This is a genomic window from Klebsiella sp. CN_Kp104, from assembly GCF_040064515.1.
In the GTDB taxonomy this organism is placed as follows: Bacteria; Pseudomonadota; Gammaproteobacteria; order Enterobacterales; family Enterobacteriaceae; genus Klebsiella; species Klebsiella aerogenes.
Genome location: NZ_JBEAII010000034.1, coordinates 25019 through 43123, shown reverse-complemented (window position 1 = coordinate 43123; position 18105 = coordinate 25019). Strand labels below are relative to the sequence as shown.

Annotated in this window: 16 protein-coding genes; 8 read left to right on the top strand and 8 right to left on the bottom strand. The window is 59.6% G+C overall.

Going from position 1 to position 18105, the window contains the following annotated elements:
• Positions 1–80 precede the first annotated feature (80 nt).
• A complete protein-coding gene (gene ybfF / locus ABLU80_RS17915; RefSeq protein WP_015367695.1) occupies positions 81–854 on the bottom strand; it encodes an esterase in 774 nt (257 codons plus the stop codon).
• Positions 855–1083: 229 nt separating this feature from the next.
• On the opposite strand from ybfF, the gene seqA reads away from it, so the two are divergent.
• The gene (seqA, locus tag ABLU80_RS17910) at positions 1084–1644 is read left to right on the top strand and encodes a replication initiation negative regulator SeqA (protein WP_015367694.1); all 561 of its coding nucleotides are present in this window, start codon (positions 1084–1086) and stop codon (positions 1642–1644) included.
• 32 nt (positions 1645–1676) lie between these two features.
• Entirely contained in the window at positions 1677–3317 is a 1641-nt protein-coding gene (pgm, locus tag ABLU80_RS17905) for a phosphoglucomutase (alpha-D-glucose-1,6-bisphosphate-dependent) (protein WP_015367693.1), read from the top strand.
• A 54-nt stretch (positions 3318–3371) separates the two neighbouring features.
• Here the strand turns inward: pgm and kdpE are convergent, their stop codons facing one another.
• Genes kdpE through kdpF form a run of 6 tightly spaced genes read right to left on the bottom strand, consistent with a single transcriptional unit; the run spans position 3372 to position 11157 of the window.
• Positions 3372–4049 (bottom strand): two-component system response regulator KdpE, encoded by a 678-nt coding sequence (gene kdpE / locus ABLU80_RS17900; protein ID WP_020079352.1) that lies wholly within the window; start codon positions 4047–4049, stop codon positions 3372–3374.
• Positions 4046–6733: a two-component system sensor histidine kinase KdpD gene (kdpD, locus tag ABLU80_RS17895; RefSeq protein ID WP_320944397.1), complete on the bottom strand. Its 2688-nt coding sequence runs from the start codon at positions 6731–6733 to the stop codon at positions 4046–4048. Before kdpD ends, kdpE begins: the two co-directional genes overlap by 4 nt.
• A 3-nt stretch (positions 6734–6736) precedes the next feature.
• Complete coding sequence (gene kdpC / locus ABLU80_RS17890; RefSeq protein ID WP_348850271.1) at positions 6737–7309, bottom strand: potassium-transporting ATPase subunit KdpC; 573 nt, start codon at positions 7307–7309, stop codon at positions 6737–6739.
• A 10-nt stretch (positions 7310–7319) separates the two neighbouring features.
• The gene (gene kdpB, locus ABLU80_RS17885) at positions 7320–9368 is read right to left on the bottom strand and encodes a potassium-transporting ATPase subunit KdpB (RefSeq protein WP_126028432.1); all 2049 of its coding nucleotides are present in this window, start codon (positions 9366–9368) and stop codon (positions 7320–7322) included.
• A 20-nt stretch (positions 9369–9388) separates the two neighbouring features.
• A complete protein-coding gene (kdpA, locus tag ABLU80_RS17880; protein ID WP_032705584.1) occupies positions 9389–11068 on the bottom strand; it encodes a potassium-transporting ATPase subunit KdpA in 1680 nt (559 codons plus the stop codon).
• A complete protein-coding gene (gene kdpF / locus ABLU80_RS17875) occupies positions 11068–11157 on the bottom strand; it encodes a K(+)-transporting ATPase subunit F (protein WP_020079348.1) in 90 nt (29 codons plus the stop codon). The genes kdpA and kdpF overlap by 1 nt, the downstream gene beginning before the upstream one ends.
• Positions 11158–11470: 313 nt before the next feature.
• Here kdpF and ABLU80_RS17870 point away from each other — a divergent pair, with 313 nt between their 5' ends.
• Positions 11471–11677, top strand: a complete 207-nt coding sequence (locus tag ABLU80_RS17870; protein ID WP_015367687.1) for a DUF2517 family protein — start codon at positions 11471–11473, stop codon at positions 11675–11677.
• 179 nt (positions 11678–11856) lie between these two features.
• A complete protein-coding gene (gene phrB / locus ABLU80_RS17865) occupies positions 11857–13266 on the top strand; it encodes a deoxyribodipyrimidine photo-lyase (RefSeq protein ID WP_015704758.1) in 1410 nt (469 codons plus the stop codon).
• Positions 13267–13269: 3 nt separating this feature from the next.
• Here the strand turns inward: phrB and dtpD are convergent, their stop codons facing one another.
• The gene (gene dtpD, locus ABLU80_RS17860) at positions 13270–14748 is read right to left on the bottom strand and encodes a dipeptide permease DtpD (protein ID WP_015704759.1); all 1479 of its coding nucleotides are present in this window, start codon (positions 14746–14748) and stop codon (positions 13270–13272) included.
• Between the two features lie 268 nt (positions 14749–15016).
• Here dtpD and ybgI point away from each other — a divergent pair, with 268 nt between their 5' ends.
• From ybgI to pxpA, 4 genes are read left to right on the top strand one after another with little or no spacing between them, the layout of a single operon-like run.
• A complete protein-coding gene (ybgI, locus tag ABLU80_RS17855) occupies positions 15017–15760 on the top strand; it encodes a radiation resistance protein YbgI (protein ID WP_015367684.1) in 744 nt (247 codons plus the stop codon).
• A 14-nt stretch (positions 15761–15774) separates the two neighbouring features.
• Entirely contained in the window at positions 15775–16431 is a 657-nt protein-coding gene (gene pxpB, locus ABLU80_RS17850; protein WP_015704760.1) for a 5-oxoprolinase subunit PxpB, read from the top strand.
• Positions 16425–17357 carry a 5-oxoprolinase subunit PxpC gene (gene pxpC, locus ABLU80_RS17845; RefSeq protein WP_047080596.1) on the top strand — a complete coding sequence of 311 codons (933 nt, stop codon included), beginning with the start codon at positions 16425–16427 and terminating at the stop codon, positions 17355–17357. The genes pxpB and pxpC overlap by 7 nt, the downstream gene beginning before the upstream one ends.
• Positions 17347–18090, top strand: coding sequence for a 5-oxoprolinase subunit PxpA (pxpA, locus tag ABLU80_RS17840; RefSeq protein WP_045362033.1), 744 nt, complete (start codon positions 17347–17349; stop codon positions 18088–18090). Before pxpC ends, pxpA begins: the two co-directional genes overlap by 11 nt.
• The last annotated feature ends 15 nt before the right edge of the window (positions 18091–18105 follow it).

The window sequence follows — 18105 nt, the reverse complement described above, 5'->3', positions numbered from 1 at the left end:
GCGCGCCATAATACATCAGGCGAACCGCTGCGCCAACGACCGCGGGCATTCTGCCGCGCGGTCGGGCGTTTTTTAGCCACTCAGGCTTCAATTGTGCTCAGATAACGGCGAATTGCGCGTAAAACCGCCTCGGGTTTTTCCGCATGCACCCAGTGTCCGGCGCCGGCAATGACGTGGGCGCGGGCTTGCGGGAACTGCGCCAGCAGCGCGTCGCGGTATTCATCGGTGACATAAGGGGAGTTGCCGCCGGGAATAAATTGCGCCGGGTGCGGCCAGGCGGGCACGGTTTCCCAGCCGACAATATGCGGGTATTGATCCCACAGCGCCGGCACGTTGAAGCGCCACGCGCCGTCGACAAAGGATTTCAGCAGAAACTGAATGACGCCTTCTTCATTTATATACTCGCGCATTACCTGCGCCGCCTGCTGGCGGGTGCTGGCGGCGGATTCGCTGACGGCGTTAATCGCCGCGAAGATCTCATCATGACGGCGGACGTGATAAGCCACCGGCGCGATATCAATCGCCACCAGCCCGGCGATGCGATCCGGCGCCAGCGCGGTCAGCGCCATCACCGCTTTGCCGCCCATCGAATGGCCGATAAAGGTCGCTTTCTCGATCTGATGATCGTCGAGGGTATCGAGCAGGTCCTGCGCCATCGCGCGGTAGGTCATCTCCGGTGAACGCGGCGATAAGCCGTGGTTGCGCATATCGACCTGCAATATATCGTAGTCGGCGACCAGATCGCGGGCGAGGATCCCAAGGTTGTCCAGGCTGCCGAACAGGCCGTGTACCAGGACGATTGGGGATTTATTGTGCGGGTTTTGTGCAGATTGCGCTCGGCTATTTAATTTCATGGCAAAGTTCTTTTTTTCGCTCCGTCGGGTTAGGGTATTATGTTGGACATTCTGCCATTAGGCTGCAAGACCCGGAAGCATTCTGAGTTTTACCGCCATCCTGGTTTGACGCTATTCGCGGTTGGGATTTGTCCTCTATCTGATGCCTTTTGCGCAGTAGTGTGAAAGACAAAGGATAGTTAATCCCGACGACTTGTATTCAGAAACAAAGAAATCGCACTGGATTAAGATGAAAACAATCGAAGTTGATGATGAGCTCTACCGCTATATTGCCAGCCACACTCTGCATATCGGCGAGAGCGCATCCGACATTTTACGGCGCATGCTGAAATTTTCCGCCGTTTCTCAGCCTGCATCTGGCGCGCCAGCGGCGAAAGCCGCGCCGGCGGCTGCTCCTGCGGCGGCGCCAGTCGTCGAAGCGAAGCCGGCCAACCCGGTTAAAGATAAAGTCCGCGCCATGCGCGAGCTGCTGTTATCTGACGAATACGCTGAACAAAAGCGCGCGGTTAACCGCTTCATGCTGGTATTGACTACGCTTTACTCGTTAGACAGCAAGGCATTTTCAGAAGCCACTGAGTCTCTGCACGGACGCACCCGCGTATACTTCGCCGAAGACTCACGGACGCTGCTGAAAAGCGGTAATCAGACCAAACCGAAACAGGTTCCTGGTACGCCGTGGTGGGTTATCACCAATACTAATACCGGCCGTAAATGCAGCATGATCGAACACATCATGCAATCAATGCAGTTCCCTGCGGAGCTGATTGAAAAGGTATGCGGCACGATCTAGTTAATTAAACTTTGCACCAGAAGGATCAGGCAATGGCAATCGATAAACGTGCGGGTCAGCCGGCACAACAGAGTGATTTGATTAACGTCGCCCAGCTGACCGCTCAGTACTATGTGCTGAAGCCGGAAGCGGGCAATGCGGAGCATGCGGTTAAGTTCGGCACCTCCGGCCATCGCGGTAGCGCAGGGCGCCACAATTTCAATGAGCAGCATATTCTGGCGATTGCGCAGGCGATTGCGGAAAACCGCGCGAAAAACGGCATCACCGGCCCGTGCTACGTGGGTAAGGATACCCACGCTTTATCCGAACCGGCCTTCATTTCCGTGCTGGAAGTGCTGGCGGCGAACGGTGTTGATGTGATCGTTCAGGAAAACAACGGTTTCACCCCGACGCCGGCGGTTTCCAACGCGATTCTGGTGCATAACAAAAAAGGCGGCCCGTTGGCGGATGGTATCGTTATCACCCCGTCGCACAACCCGCCGGAAGATGGCGGTATTAAGTACAACCCGCCAAACGGCGGCCCGGCTGATACCAACGTGACTAAAGTGGTGGAGAACCGCGCGAATGAACTGCTGGCCGCCGGTCTGCAGGGCGTGAAGCGTATTTCTCTCGACGCCGCGCTGGCTTCCGGCCACGTGAAAGAGCAGGACCTGGTACAGCCGTTTATTGAAGGGCTGGCGGATATCGTCGATATGGCGGCTATTCAGAAAGCGGGCCTGAAACTGGGCGTCGACCCGCTGGGCGGTTCGGGTATCGAATACTGGAAACGCATCGGCGAGCACTACAAGCTGGATCTGACCATCGTTAACGATCAGGTCGATCAGACGTTCCGCTTTATGCACCTGGATAAAGATGGCGCGATCCGCATGGACTGCTCCTCCGAGTGTGCGATGGCGGGTCTGCTGGCGCTGCGCGATAAGTTCGATCTGGCCTTCGCCAACGATCCGGATTACGACCGTCACGGTATCGTGACCCCGGCTGGCCTGATGAATCCGAACCACTATCTGGCGGTGGCTATCAACTACCTGTTCCAGCATCGTCCGCAGTGGGGTAAAGACGTTGCGGTTGGTAAAACGCTGGTTTCCTCGGCGATGATTGACCGCGTGGTTAACGATCTGGGCCGTAAGCTGGTGGAAGTGCCGGTGGGCTTCAAGTGGTTTGTTGACGGTCTGTTCGATGGCAGCTTCGGCTTCGGCGGCGAAGAGAGCGCAGGGGCATCATTCCTGCGTTTCGATGGCACGCCGTGGTCCACCGATAAAGACGGTATCATCATGTGCCTGCTGGCGGCGGAAATCACCGCGGTGACCGGTAAGAACCCGCAGGAGCACTACAACGAGCTGGCGGAACGCTTTGGCGCCCCGAGCTACAACCGTCTGCAGGCATCGGCCACTTCCGCGCAGAAAGCGGCGCTGTCTAAGCTGTCGCCGGAAATGGTTAGCGCCGACACGCTGGCGGGCGATCCAATCACCGCGCGTCTGACCGCGGCGCCGGGCAACGGCGCTTCTATCGGCGGGCTGAAAGTGATGACCGACAACGGCTGGTTCGCGGCCCGTCCGTCAGGCACCGAAGACGCCTACAAAATCTACTGCGAGAGCTTCCTTGGCGAAGAACATCGCAAGCTGATTGAAAAAGAAGCGGTAGAGATTGTCAGTGAAGTGCTGAAAAACGCCTGATCCTGTTTACCCCGGCGGCATTAACCGACCGCCGGGGTCATTGATTTGTTTCCTTCAAGGCATAAAGCGATAGCCAATACCGGTTTCGGTCAGCAGATGCTGCGGCCGCGCCGGGTCAGCCTCCAGTTTTTGCCGTAAGTGCCCCATATAAATCCGCAAATAGTGACTGTGCTCCACGGCGTTAGGTCCCCATACCTGATTCAGAAGCTGGCGTTGGGTAAGCACTTTGCCCGGATTGTTCAGTAGCGCCGCCAGCAAGCGAAACTCGATGGGCGTCAGATGAATTTCTTCACTGCCGCGCATGATACGGCGGGCGGGGATATCGACGCTAATATCGGCAAAGCGCACCACCGGCTCATCGGCCTGTGCGCTGCCGTGACGGCGCAGCGCGACGCGCAGTCGCGCCTGCAGTTCGCCTATGCCAAACGGTTTACTCAGGTAGTCATCGGCGCCAGCGTCAAGGGCGGCGATTTTGTCATGCTCTTCGCTGCGTGCCGACAGCACGATAATCGGCATCTGGCTCCACTGGCGGACTTCACGGATAAAATCATTACCGTCCCCGTCCGGCAGGCCGAGATCGAGGATCGCTAAATCCGGTTTGCGGGTGGCGGCTTCGATGAGCCCCCGCTGCAGGGTTTCGGCTTCAAATACGCGCATACCGTCGGCTTCCAGCGCGGTGCGCAGAAAGCGGCGGATAGCGTGTTCGTCTTCGATGATTAAAACGTTAATCACATGTCCTCGGTTAACTCTTCCAGTTCTGGGGGCGCTTCTCGCGGCAGTGTAACACGGAAACAGGCTCCGCCCTCCGGACGGTTGCTGGCGGTAATGCTACCGTCGTGCACCTCGACAATGGCCTGGCAAATCGCCAGCCCCAGACCGACGCCGGGGATAGCCGATTCTTTATTACCACGCGCGAACTTATCAAAGATAGCCTGTTCCTGGCCTGCCGGGATCCCCGGCCCATTATCCCAGACTTCAATGATCAACTGCTGCCTATCCGCTTCGGAGTGAATGCCAATCTGCGCCTGCGCGCCGGCGTATTTATGCGCGTTTTCCAGCAGGTTGATCAGCACCCGCTCAAACAGCGGGCCGTCTACGTGGACCAGCAGTAGCGGGTCCGGCAGCGACAGCTGGATGTGCTGGCCGCCAAGCCCCGGCTCCAGCATACGCAGGGCGCTACCGACTATCTCTTCGAGGGTTAACCACTCTTTATGCAGATTAAAGCCGCCGGACTGAATACGCGCCATATCCAGTAAATTATTCACCAGCCGGGTGGTGTTGAGCACGTGCTGGCGAATTTCGTTGGCCTGCGGCGCGTGCTTCGAACCTTCGCTGGCCAGATCGAGGGTCAGGATCTCCGCCTGGCCGAACAGGACCGTCAGCGGCGTCCGCAGATCGTGGGAGAGGGCGGCCAGTAGTGAGTTGCGCAGGCTTTCGCGTTCGCTGGTCAAGCGCGCCTGCTCTTCGCTGGCGGTCAGGGTCAGACGTTCAAGGGCGCTGGCCACCAGCAGGGTAAAGGTTTCCAGCAGCCGTTGCTGTTCGGGGATCATCAGCTGACGCAGATTTTCCGGTTCGACCAGCAGCAGTCCCCAGGTGCGGGCGGCGCTTTGTAGCGGCAGAATTTGATACGGCACGCCGGGGAGAGTGTCGGTACCGGCTCCGGCTGGCTGGCCCTTATCGAAGCTCCAGCGGGCAATCGCATCATCCCACGAGAAAACGCCGGATTGCTGGGTCATCGGCTGCAGCTGCCCGTTCTCATCTGGCAGCAGTAGTTGGCTGCGGGCCTGAAAGGTGGAGGTAATAAAGCGTTCGCTGGTGGCGGCGATATCTTCGCGGCTGCGGCCGACCGCCAGCGCTTTCGACATTTCATACAGGTGGCGGGTGCGCCGCTCGCGGTAACGCGCCACCCGCGCCTGGTAACGCATCCCGGCGGTCAGGTTGCCGATCACCAGACCAACGGTCAGCATCACGCCGAACGTCAGCAGATACTGGACGTCGGAAACCGCCAGCGTGCCGCGTGGGGCGACAAAAAAGAGATCGAAGCTAATGACGTTGATAAAGGTCGCCAGCACCGATGGCCAGCGGCCATACAGCAGGGCGATAATCACCACGCCCAGTAGATAGAGCATCACCAGGTTGGCGGCTTCGAAGGCCATCAGCCACTGCATGGCGACTACGGTGATAATGGCGCATAGCGCCACAGCCAACAGACAGCCCTTCAACTGCTGGCGCCATTTGTCGAGCGCCGTACGATTGTCGTTCGCGCGGGCGGGCAGGGAGGCCGGTTTTTCATCCAGCGCGATCACCACCAGATCGAGGTCCGGGGCGCGACGCGCCAGACGGTCGGCAAACCCGGCTCGTTCCCACCAGCGGCGCTCTCCCTGGCGGCCAATCACAATTTTGCCGAGGTTGTGCTCGCGAGCGTAATGCAGCACCGCTTTTTCTTCCGATGGGTCGGAGAGGGTGGCGGTCTCGGCGCCTAACTCTTGCGCCAGCTTCAGCGCGGCGAGGATCGCCCGCCGCCTGGCCTCCGGCAGTCGGTGCAGAGCGGGCGTTTCTACATAGACCGCGTGCCAGACGCTGCCGAGCCTGGCTGCCAGCCGGGCGGCGGCGCGAACCAGTTTTTCACTGCCGGTGTTGTGGCCGATACACAGCAGAATGGCGTCGCGGGTGTGCCAGACTTTTTCCTGCCCCTGGCGGTCGCGCCAGGCGCGCATTTGCTCGTCTACCCGGTCGGCGGTACGGCGCAGCGCCAGCTCGCGCAGGGCGATCAGATTACCTTTGCGGAAGAAGTTTTCGATGGCGCGTTCGGCCTGACCGCCAATGTACACCTTGCCCTCATTCAGGCGCTGGCGCAGATCGTCCGGCGGCAAATCCACCAGAACGACATCATCGGCGGCGTCAAAGAAGGGGTCGGGGACGGTTTCGCGTACCTGCACGCCGGTAATACCGCTGACCACATCATTGAGGCTTTCAAGATGCTGGACGTTGACGGTGGTGAAGACGTCGATACCGGCTTCGAGCAGTTCTTCGACGTCCTGCCAGCGTTTCGGGTGGCGCGAACCCGGCGCGTTGCTATGCGCCAGTTCGTCCACCAGGATCAGCGCCGGGCGGCGGGCCAGTGCGGCATCGAGGTCAAACTCATGGACGTAGCGTCCGCGATGGGAAATGCGCTTTTGCGGGAGGGCGCTAAGCCCCTCCAGCATGGCGGCGGTATCTTTGCGGCCGTGGGTTTCCGCCACGCCGATCAGAATATCCAGCCCCTGAGCGCGCAGCCGCTGCGCTTCCGCCAGCATAGCCCAGGTCTTACCCACCCCGGCGCAGGCGCCGAAAAACACCTTCAGCTTGCCGCGATGCGGCGCAGCGGTTTGTTGCAGCAGACGGTCGGGGTCCGGGCGCAGCGGCTCGTCACTCATTGATTAATCCTTCAGGGCATCCAGCGCCATATTCAGTTGCAGTATATTTACCACAGGTTGACCGAGAAAGCTGAGCAACGGTTTTTGCGTCGCCTGATCCACTAACTGTTTCACCTGCACATCGCTGAGATTGCGCGCTTTGGCGACGCGCGGTACCTGCCACAGCGCCGCGGCAGGGGTCAGGTTGTTATCCAGCCCGCTGGCCGATGCGGTCACCAGCTCGACCGGCACCGTCGGATTCGCTTGCGGGTTAGCGGCGCGTAACGCCTCTACCCGTTCGCTAATCGCTTTATCCAGCGCCGGATTGCTGACCGCCAGGTTACTGCCGCCAGAGGCCAGCGGATTATCCGCCACCTCTGCCGTCGCGGAAGGGCGTCCATGGAAATAACCGGCGGCGGTAAAGTTCTGCCCGATCAGAGCGGAGCCGCGCACCTCGCCGTCGATCTGGATCAGCGAGCCGTTAGCCTGCTGCGGGAACCACCACTGCCCTAAGGCGGTAGTCAGCAACGGATACAGGCCGCCAGTGAGCAGGGTTAACAGAATAAATAGCACAAATGCCGGACGAATTAATGACATGGTAGTTTCCTCACACCAGACCGGTCAGGGTCAGCAACAGGTCGATAGCTTTAATACCGACAAACGGCACAATCAGCCCGCCGAGGCCGTAAACCCACAGGTTGCGGCGCAGCATCGCCGATGCCGACAGCGGACGATAGCTCACGCCCTTCAGCGCTAAAGGGATCAGGCAGACGATAATCAGGGCGTTGAAAATAACCGCGCTCATGATCGCCGAAGAGGGCGAGTGCAGATGCATCACGTTCAGCATCGCCAGCTGCGGATAGGCGGCGGCGAAGGCGGCCGGAATAATCGCGAAATACTTGGCGACGTCGTTGGCGATACTGAATGTGGTTAACGACCCACGGGTCATCAGCATCTGTTTACCGATATGCACCACTTCAATCAGCTTGGTCGGGTTCGAGTCGAGATCCACCATATTGCCCGCCTCTTTTGCTGCCTGGGTGCCGGAGTTCATCGCGACCGCCACATCAGCCTGCGCCAGCGCCGGGGCGTCGTTGGTACCGTCACCGGTCATCGCCACCAGCCGTCCTTCCGACTGATACTGACGAATCAGCGCCAGCTTGGCTTCCGGCGTCGCTTCGGCCAGAAAATCATCAACCCCCGCTTCGGCGGCGATGGCGGCGGCGGTCAGGCGGTTATCACCGGTGATCATCACCGTTTTAATGCCCATTTTGCGCAGCTGGGCGAAACGCTCTTTAATGCCGCCTTTGACGATATCTTTGAGCGAAATAATGCCCAGCACGCGTTCGCCTTCCGCCACCACCAGCGGCGTGGCCCCCTGGCGGGCGACCTCTTCTACCTGCTTATCGACATCGGCCGGGAAGTGGCCGCCGTTAGCTTCGATATGGCGGCGAATCGCGTCCACCGACCCTTTGCGGATCATGCGTTGGTCGATGTTGATACCGCTCATACGGGTCTGGGCGGTAAAGGGGACAAATGTGGCGTGCAGCGACTGCAGGTCGCGTTCGCGCAAATTAAAGCGCTGTTTCGCCAGTACCACGATGCTGCGGCCTTCCGGCGTTTCATCCGCCAGCGACGACAGTTGGGCGGCGTCGGCCAATACGCGCTCTTCGACGCCGCGAGCCGGCAGGAAAGCCGAGGCCTGACGGTTGCCGAGGGTGATGGTGCCGGTTTTATCCAGCAGCAGTACGTCGACATCGCCGGCGGCTTCCACCGCGCGGCCGCTGGTGGCGATGACGTTGGCGCCGAGCATCCGGCTCATCCCGGCGACGCCGATAGCGGAGAGCAGGCCGCCGATGGTGGTCGGGATCAGACACACCAGCAGCGCGACCAGCACGGTAACGCTAACCGCATTACCGCTCCACGCCGAGAAGGGCCAGATGGTGGCGGTGGCCAGCAGGAACACCAGCGTCAGGGCGATCAGCAGGATCGTCAGCGCGATTTCGTTTGGAGTTTTACGGCGCTGCGCGCCTTCAACCATAGCGATCATCCGGTCAAGGAAGGTTTCGCCAGGGTTGACGCTGCAGCGGATCACCAGCCAGTCAGAGAGGATCCGGGTGCCGCCGGTGACCGAGGCGAAATCGCCGCCGGACTCGCGGATCACCGGCGCGGATTCCCCGGTGATGGCGCTTTCATCTACCGAAGCGCCGCCTTCGATCACTTCGCCGTCGCAGGGGATAATGTCGCCAGCTTCGACCAGCACGATATCGCCTTTGCGTAACTCTTCCGCCGGGACGTGATCCATCGGAGCATCGTGCTGCGGCGCGCGCAGCTTACGGGCGAAAGCGGTTTTCTTCACCCCTTTCAGGCTGTTGGCCTGCGCTTTACTACGGCCTTCGGCCATGGCTTCGGCGAAATTGGCGAACAGCACGGTAAACCATAACCACAGGCTGACGGCGGCGGTAAAGCCGGTGTGACCCGTGAGATACCCCCCGGCCATGGCCATCGCCAGCAGGGTGGTCAGTACGCTGCCAATCCAGACGATAAACATCACCGGGTTACGCCACTGCACCGAGGGGCTGAGTTTTTTCACCGCATCCAGCAGCGCCTGACGCACCAGCGTCGGCTCCAGCAGGGCTAATTGTTTGCGACTCATAACAGGCTGCTCCGCATCGCTTAAAGTAAAGAGAAGTGTTCCGCCACCGGGCCGAGCGCCAGTGCGGGGATAAAGGTCAGGGCGCCGACCAGCAGGACGGTGCCGATAAGCAGGCCGATAAACAGCGCGTCGTGGGTGGCGAGCGTGCCGGAGCTGGCGGGCTGAATTTTCTTATTCACCAGCGACCCGGCAATCGCCATCACCGGGACGATCACCCCGAAGCGGCCCACCAGCATGCAGAACGCCAGCAGCAGGTTCCAGAATGTCGTGCCGGCGCTTAAGCCGCCGAAGGCGCTGCCGTTGTTGTTGGCCGCCGAGGTGACGGCGTACAACACTTCGCTAAAGCCGTGCGGCCCAGGATTCAACATGGCGCTGCGTCCGGCTTCGGTCATCATCGCCAGCGCGGTGCCGAGCAGTACCAGCGTCGGGGTCACCAGAATCGCCAGCGCGATCATTTTCATTTCGCGCACGTCGATTTTCTTGCCGAGATATTCCGGCGTGCGGCCAATCATCAACCCGGCGATAAATACCGCCAGCATGACGAACAGCAGCATGCCGTATAGCCCGGAGCCTACGCCGCCGAAGACCACCTCGCCAATCTGCATCAACCACATCGGCACCATACCGCCCAGCGCGGTGAAGGAATCATGCATCGCGTTGACCGCGCCGCAGGAGGCCGCAGTAGTGACCACCGCAAACAGGCTGCTGGCGAGAATGCCAAAGCGGCTCTCTTTCCCTTCCATATTCAGGCTGCTGTCGGCGCCAAGGCTGAGCAGATGCGGATTTCCGCGGGTTTCCGCCCACATCACCACCGCCACGCAGACCACGAAAATCAGCGCCATCGCCCACAGGATGGCGCGTCCCTGACGGCGATCGCCGACCGCTTCGCCAAAGGCAAAACACAGCGCCGCCGGGATCAGGAAGATCGCCAGCATCTGCACCAGGTTGGTTAACGCCGTCGGGTTCTCAAACGGATGCGATGAGTTGGCATTAAAGAAACCGCCGCCGTTGGTACCGAGCATTTTGATCGCTTCCTGCGAGGCGACCGGCCCCATCGGCAGCCACTGGCGAACGCCTTCCAGGCTGGTGAACGGCTGATAAGCCTGCAGGTTCTGCGGCACGCCCTGTTGCACAAAGAACAGCGCGATCAGCAGAGAAAGAGGCAGTAGCAGCCACAGCGTAATGCGGGTCAGGTCGACCCAGGCGTTGCCGAGGGTGCTGACTTTCTGTCGCGCCCAGGCGCGGGTCAGCACGAAGATCACCGCAATACCGGTCGCGGCCGACAGGAAGTTTTGCACCGCCAGGCCCACCATCTGGCTGAGATAGCTCATGGTGGTTTCCCCGGCGTAGGCCTGCCAGTTGGTGTTGCTGACGAAACTGACCGCGGTATTCAACGCTAAATCCCATGACAGGCTGGGGAAGTGCTGCGGATTGAACGGCAGCCACCCCTGGCACATCAGCAGCGCCATCAGCGCCGCGAGACCAATGGCGTTAAACAGCACAATGGCGATCAAGTACTGCCGCCAGTCCATCTCCTGGCGGCGAATCCCCGCCAGCCGCCAGATACCGCGCTCAACGCCGGCAAGCCCCGGGAGCGGAACGTCGTTTATCATTCGCGCCAGCAGCGAACCGAGTGGCCGCGCCAGCACCAGCAGTACCAGCAGGAAGCTGGCGATAAGTAAGAACCCTTGCGCGGCCATCAGAATGCCTCCGCATGTATCAGGGCATAGACCAGATACGCCAGCAGCAGGAACACCAGCGTTACGCCGGCAATGATGCCTGTAGTCACTTTCCACCTCCGGGTGTGTCTCTTATTGATATACCGAGAGGGTAGGAATTTCGGCGCAAAGATTTCGCAAAAATCGCCGCGGGCGGTGTAAAAAAAGTATAAAAATGGCTAAAGGCACAATTTAACTAATGGTTAGTATTAATTTAACTTTTTTGTAACTCAGTTACGCCGTGAATGTAAATTAAGTATAAATAAGTGCTTTTTAGTGGTCGGATGAGTAGTAAAATTACAACCAGCGCGGTACTATTTGTGCAGACAAACATTGTGACATTTACCGGCGTTGCTTGCCGGCCTGACAAAGGGGAGAGAAATTATGGCGTTGTACAAAGCTTATCCTGCTCACATTATCCTGATGCGTCGCGCTTTCGCCGTCGTGGCCGGGGTCGCTGCGCTGCCGGTAATGCTGTTCTGGAAAGATCGCGCCCGTTATTACAGCTGGCTGCATCGGGTATGGGCGAAAACCAGCGAACAGCCGGTATGGATGGCGCAGGCGGAAAAAGCCGCGCATGACTTCTACTAAATCCGCGCTGCTGCGACGAATATCAAAACCGCCGGTTGACGACCGGCGGTTTTTTTTCGTCTGCTGTCTACACTTAGCTTTCACGCGCCGTGGCAGAATTGGCAGGTGCGTATTTTACCGCAGCGCGCTATTTTGCCGGCCTGAGTGCTGAGTTTTGCTTACGGAGAGTGAGGAGTTTTATGGCCACCCATTTGGTCTGGTTTCGCATGGATTTACGCCTTAACGATAATCTGGCGCTGGCCGCCGCCTGCCGCGAGCCGCAGGCGCAGGTGCTGGCGCTGTATATCGCTACGCCAGAACAGTGGCGCCAACATCACATGGCGCCGCGCCAGGCGGCCTTTATCGCCAGCCATTTACGCAGCCTCCACGCGGCGTTGGCGGAACGCGGTATTCCGCTGCTGGTTGAAGAAGCGGACAATTTCGCCGCCAGCATCGAGCTGCTGACGCGCATCTGTAAACAGCACCAGGTTAGCCATCTATTTTATAATTATCAGTATGAGTTTAATGAGCGCCAGCGCGACGCCGGTGTTGAGAAAATCCTGAAAGAAGTCACCTGCCAGGGGTTTGATGACAGCGTGCTGTTGCCGCCGGGCAGCGTGATGACCGGCAACCGTGAGATGTATAAAGTCTTTACGCCGTTTAAAAATGCCTTTATCCGCCGCCTGCGTGAAGGGCTGCCGGAGTGCGTGGCGGCGCCGAAACCGCGCCAGTCAGCCATCCGACAGGCCTCGCCGCTGCCTGAGATCAACTATCCGCAAACGCCGTTCGACACCGATCTGTTCGCGGCGGATGAAAAAACGGCGCTGGCTCGATTGCGCGCGTTTTGTCAGCAGCCGGCGGCGGATTACGACCAGCAGCGCGATTTTCCGGCGATAGAGGGAACCAGCCGGCTATCGCCGTGTCTCGCGGTAGGCGTACTGTCGCCGCGCCAGTGCCTGCATCGCTTGTTACGGGAGCAGCCCGGCGCGCTGGATGGCGAAGCGGGCGCAAGCTGGCTGAACGAGATTATCTGGCGCGAGTTCTATCGTCATCTGATGGTTTACTACCCGAAACTGTGTAAAGGCCGGCCGTTTGTCGCCTGGACCGACAAGGTCGCCTGGCGCAGCAATGAGGATGAACTGCAGGCCTGGCAACAGGGGCAAACCGGTTTCCCCATCGTCGATGCCGCCATGCGGCAGCTTAACGCCACCGGCTGGATGCACAATCGCCTGCGGATGATTGTCGCCAGCTTCCTGGCGAAAGACCTGCGCCTCGACTGGCGGCAAGGAGAGCGCTATTTCATGAGCCAACTGATCGACGGCGATTTGGCGGCCAACAACGGCGGTTGGCAGTGGGCGGCCTCGACCGGTACCGATGCAGCCCCTTATTTTCGTATTTTCAATCCGACGACCCAGGGCGAGAAATTTGATAAGCAGGGCGAGTTTATTCGCCGCTGGCTGCCGGAACTGGCTGAAGTGCCAGAAAAAGCGCTGCATCAGCCGTGGCTGTGGGCGGATAAACAGGGGGTAACGCTGAGGTATCCGCGCCCGCTGGTTGACCATAAGCAGGCGCGGCTGGAGACGCTGGCGGCCTGGGAAGCCGCCAGATAGTTTCTATTCTACCGCCAGTTGGCGGGTTTTGACCTTCACGGAGTGATACAGCCAGATGACCAGCACCAGGCCGACGCAGGCCAGCGCGCCCCAGGTGATCTGGCTGAAGACGTCGATGTAGGCTTCAATCGAATAGTTAACCGCGCCCGCGGCATCAAACGACGCCTGCGACGTCTGGTCGGCGATGACGCCGGCCAGATAGTTGGCGATCGCCCCGGAAAGCAGCATATAGATACCGGTCAGCACCCCGGTGACGCCGGGGATTTCGATCCGGGTGATTTGCGACATCGCAACCGGGTCGATAAACAGTTCGGCGAAGCCCATCACCGCCAGCCCCAGTACCATCAGCGGCATGGAGGAGTGGCCATAAGCGGCCGACCAGCGGGCGCTTAAAGTCAGAATGCAGAACCCGGCGCTCATTAGCCCCAGACCGAGGGCGAATTTCCCCCAGATACGCACGGTGCGGTTGCCCTTGATGTTCTCTTTGACCAGCCATGCCAGCACCATACCGCAGAGCATTACCGCGAAGGCGTTAACCGACTGGAACATCGCGGTTGGTACTTCATAGCTCATGACGTGGCGGTTCACGAAGCGGTCGATATACAGGCTGATGGAGCTGCCGCCCTGCTGGGCAAAGGCCCAGAACAGCAGGCTAAAACCGGTGAGGACGATAATCAGACGCAGCTCTTTACGCTGTTTGTCGTTCTCCGCGCGCAGGTAAATACGCGCCAGTACCGCCAGGCCAATCACCGTCGCGACGATCAGCGCATACACCGACCACTCCTGCCAGAACAGCACGGTAATCAACAGCGGCGTCGCCACCAGCAATACCAGCAGCCAGCCCCAGTTCGGCAGGAGGAAGGTCCGCGCGCGCAGTGCCTCGCGGTTAACGCCGGTGGTATGGCGGAAGTGGCGACCGCCGCAGAGGAAGATCACCAGACCGGCAATCATACCGACTGCCGCCAGCGCAAAGCCCATCGCCCAGCTGTACTCTTCCTGCACGTAGCCGCAGGCGATAGGCGCGATGATCGAACCAATATTTCCCGCGGCGTACATCAGCGAGAAGCCGCCATCGCGGCGCGGATCGGTCGGCTCATACAGTTCGCCAAGCAGGCAGCTGACGTTGGATTTAAACAGCCCGTAACCGCAAACGATAATCGCCAGCGATAAATAGAGGAAGGTGGGGGCGATTTCGCTGGCGCCGAGCACCAGGTGACCGATAGCCATGAGTAGCGCCCCGAGCATCACCGCCATGCGGTTACCGAGCAGTTTGTCGGCGAGGAAGCCGCCGAGAATAGGGGTGACATAGACCAGGGAGCAGTAGGCGCTAAACAGGGTATAGGCGTGGTTATCGTCGTACTTGAGCTGGTTGGTGAGGTACAGGATTAACAGCGCCCGCATGCCGTAAAAACTGAAGTATTCCCAAATTTGCAGCGCAACGACGTAATAAATCGCCCGTGGCTGTGAAGTTTGTCTGTTCATGTAACGTTCATTTCCTGGCCGTAAAACGAAAGTCGATCTTTCTGCATGAATAGCGCTTGTCTGGTGTTATTCATGGCCTAAATGGCTTTCTGATTATTTAATATGCTTTATAAGTGCATAAATATACACTAATGCGCGGTGAGGGGAAGAGGCAATTTGGGCGATTATGCGAATGGCTGAAATAGACCCTTTGGCGTCGCTATCGACGACTCGGGCGGATGTGGTTATGTTATAGGTTTGTACAAACTGATTTTCTGATGGAGCGGCAATGAAAAATAGCGAACTGGAACAATTAATTAACGAAAAACTGAATAGCGCGGCCATCAGTGATTACGCCCCGAATGGCCTGCAGGTCGAAGGGCGGGAGTCGGTGCGGAAAATCGTTACCGGCGTGACCGCCAGCCAGGCGCTTCTCGATGAAGCCGTGCGTCTGCAGGCGGATGCGGTGATTGTGCATCACGGCTACTTCTGGAAAGGCGAGTCGCCGGTGATCCGCGGCATGAAGCGCAATCGGCTGAAAACGTTGCTGGCCAACGATATCAACCTTTATGGCTGGCATTTACCGCTGGATGCGCATCCGGAACTGGGCAATAACGCCCAACTGGCGCAACTGCTGGGGATCAACGTGATGGGGGAAATCGAACCATTGGTGCCGTGGGGCGAGCTGTCTATGCCGGTATCCGGGCTGGAACTGGCCTCGTGGATTGAAGCGCGATTGGGACGTAAACCGCTGTGGTGCGGCGATACCGGGCCAGACAAAGTCGCCCGCGTCGCCTGGTGTACCGGTGGCGGCCAGAGCTTTATCGATAGCGCGGCCCGCTTTGGCGTCGATGCCTTTATTACCGGCGAAGTGTCTGAGCAGACCATCCATTCCGCTCGTGAGCAAGGGTTGCATTTTTATGCCGCTGGCCATCATGCCACCGAGCGTGGCGGTATTCGCGCTCTGAGCGAGTGGTTGACGGAAAATACCGACCTGGACGTCACCTTTATTGATATCCCTAACCCGGCCTGATGAGAGAGAAAAAAGTGCAGCGAGCGCGTTGTTATCTATTAGGTGAAACGGCGGTGGTCCTGGAGCTTGAGCCTCCGGTGACCCTGGAGAGCCAAAAACGTATCTGGGGCCTGACGCAGCGGTTAACCGACCACGAAGAAGTGGTTGAAGTGATACCGGGGATGAACAACATCACCGTTGTACTGCGCCGCCCGCAGGAGATGGCGTGGGAGGCGATTGACAAGCTGCAGCGCTGGTGGGAAGAGAGCGAAGCGCTGGAACCGGAATCCCGCGAGATTAGTATTCCGGTTATCTATGGCGGCGAGGCGGGGCCAGACCTTGGCGACGTCGCGCGCCATTGCGGATTGAGCGAAAAGCAGGTGGTCGAACTGCACTCTTCGGTGGAGTACATGGTGTGGTTTCTGGGTTTCCAGCCGGGGTTTCCGTACTTTGGCGGCCTGCCGGAGCAGCTGGCGATGCCGCGTCGCGCCGAGCCGCGCGTACTGGTACCGGCGGGATCGGTTGGTATCGGCGGATCGCAAACCGGTATTTATCCGCTGGCGACGCCGGGCGGCTGGCAGCTACTGGGGCGCACGCCGCTGGCATTATTCGATCCAAAGCGTGAAGAGCCGGTGCTGCTGCGTTCTGGCGATCGCGTGCGCTTTGTGCCGCAGAAGGAGGGGGTATGTTGAAATTTATCCGCGCCGGCATGTACACCTCGGTACAGGATGGCGGCCGGGAAGGCCAGCGCCAGTGGGGAATTAGCCGCTGCGGCGCGCTGGATAAACCGGCGATGACCATTGCCAATCTGCTGGTGGGCAATGCGCCGGAGACGGCGGCGCTGGAAATTACGCTGGGTCAGGTCGATGTACAGTTTACCCGCCATTGCTGGTTCGCATTGACTGGCGCCGCCTGTGAAGCGACGCTCGACGGCGCGCCGGTCTGGCTGGGCTGGCGAATGGAAGCGAAGGCCGGGCAGCGGCTGGTGTTGAAAACGCCGCAGCATGGGATCCGCAGCTACCTGGCGGTGGCGGGCGGTATCGACGTGCCTGAAGTTTTAGGTTCCCGCTCTACCGATCTGAAAGTCGGTATCGGCGGAATCGAAGGGCGCCGGTTGCAGGATGGCGATCAATTGAAGATTGGGAAATCCTCCCGCCGCTTTAGCGCCTCGCGCGGCGTTAAACAGCTGCCGATAGGCAATATTATTCGCGCGCTGCCGGGGCCGGAGTATCACGAATTCGACAGCGTGTCGCAGGAGTCTTTCTGGCGTTCTCCGTGGCGCCTTAGCCCGCAGAGCAACCGGATGGGCTACCGCCTGCAGGGCCAGCCGCTCAAACGCACAACCGACCGGGAAATGCTCTCCCATGGCCTGCTGCCCGGCGTGGTACAGGTGCCGCATAACGGCCAGCCGATTGTGTTGATGAACGATGCGCAGACCACCGGCGGCTATCCGCGTATAGCGTGCATTATTGAAGCCGATATGTACCAACTGGCGCAAATTCCGCTGGGTCAGCCGATCCATTTCGTCCCCTGTTCGCTGGAAGACGCGCTGAAAGCGCGCGCCGACCAGCAGCGTTACCTTGAACAACTGGCCTGGAGATTAAGCGATGAAAATTGATTTAAATGCCGACCTCGGCGAAGGCTGCGCCAGCGATAGCGCGCTGCTGCAGCTGGTCTCTTCCGCCAATATCGCCTGCGGCTTTCACGCCGGCGATGCGCTGCTCATGCAGCAGTGTGTGCGCGAGGCGCTGAAAAATGGCGTCGCTATTGGCGCGCACCCCAGCTTTCCGGACCGGGAAAATTTCGGCCGCACCGCGATGCAGTTACCGCCAGAGACGGTCTATGCCCAGGTGCTGTATCAAATTGGCGCGCTGGCGGCAATCGTGCATGCTCAGGGCGGCGAGCTGCGGCACGTCAAACCGCATGGCATGTTGTACAACCAGGCGGCGAAAGAGCCGGCTTTGGCCGATGCCATCGCCCGTGCGGTGCGCGATGCCGACGCCGGCCTGGTGCTGGTCGGGCTGGCGGGGAGCGAGCTTATCCGCGCCGGACAGCGCTATCAGCTGACGACGCGCCAGGAAGTCTTCGCCGATCGCGGTTATCTCGCCGACGGTAGCCTGGTGCCGCGCAGCCAGCCGGGCGCGCTGATAGAGAGCGAAGAGCAGGCGCTGGCGCAAACGCTGGAAATGGTGCAGCACAATCGGGTGCGCAGCCTGAGCGGCGAATGGGCGCATGTGAAGGCGGAAACGGTCTGTCTGCATGGCGATGGCGCTCATGCGCTCGATTTCGCCCGACGCCTGCGCGCCGCGTTTGCCGGGCGCAATATTGACGTCAGCGCGGACATCGATTAATCGTCCGCCTGAGTA

Excerpts from the sequence above, each read along its gene's own strand:
- ybgI (WP_015367684.1), top strand. The coding sequence starts at position 15,017 with ATGAAAAATAGCGAACTGGAACAATTAATTAACGAAAAACTGAATAGC.
- pgm (WP_015367693.1), top strand. The coding sequence starts at position 1,677 with ATGGCAATCGATAAACGTGCGGGTCAGCCGGCACAACAGAGTGATTTG.
- ybfF (WP_015367695.1), bottom strand. The coding sequence starts at position 854 with ATGAAATTAAATAGCCGAGCGCAATCTGCACAAAACCCGCACAATAAA.
- kdpD (WP_320944397.1), bottom strand. The coding sequence starts at position 6,733 with ATGAGTGACGAGCCGCTGCGCCCGGACCCCGACCGTCTGCTGCAACAA.
- ABLU80_RS17870 (WP_015367687.1), top strand. The coding sequence starts at position 11,471 with ATGGCGTTGTACAAAGCTTATCCTGCTCACATTATCCTGATGCGTCGC.
- pxpC (WP_047080596.1), top strand. The coding sequence starts at position 16,425 with ATGTTGAAATTTATCCGCGCCGGCATGTACACCTCGGTACAGGATGGC.
- kdpA (WP_032705584.1), bottom strand. The coding sequence starts at position 11,068 with ATGGCCGCGCAAGGGTTCTTACTTATCGCCAGCTTCCTGCTGGTACTG.
- kdpC (WP_348850271.1), bottom strand. The coding sequence starts at position 7,309 with ATGTCATTAATTCGTCCGGCATTTGTGCTATTTATTCTGTTAACCCTG.
- kdpB (WP_126028432.1), bottom strand. The coding sequence starts at position 9,368 with ATGAGTCGCAAACAATTAGCCCTGCTGGAGCCGACGCTGGTGCGTCAG.
- phrB (WP_015704758.1), top strand. The coding sequence starts at position 11,857 with ATGGCCACCCATTTGGTCTGGTTTCGCATGGATTTACGCCTTAACGAT.
- dtpD (WP_015704759.1), bottom strand. The coding sequence starts at position 14,748 with ATGAACAGACAAACTTCACAGCCACGGGCGATTTATTACGTCGTTGCG.
- seqA (WP_015367694.1), top strand. The coding sequence starts at position 1,084 with ATGAAAACAATCGAAGTTGATGATGAGCTCTACCGCTATATTGCCAGC.
- pxpA (WP_045362033.1), top strand. The coding sequence starts at position 17,347 with ATGAAAATTGATTTAAATGCCGACCTCGGCGAAGGCTGCGCCAGCGAT.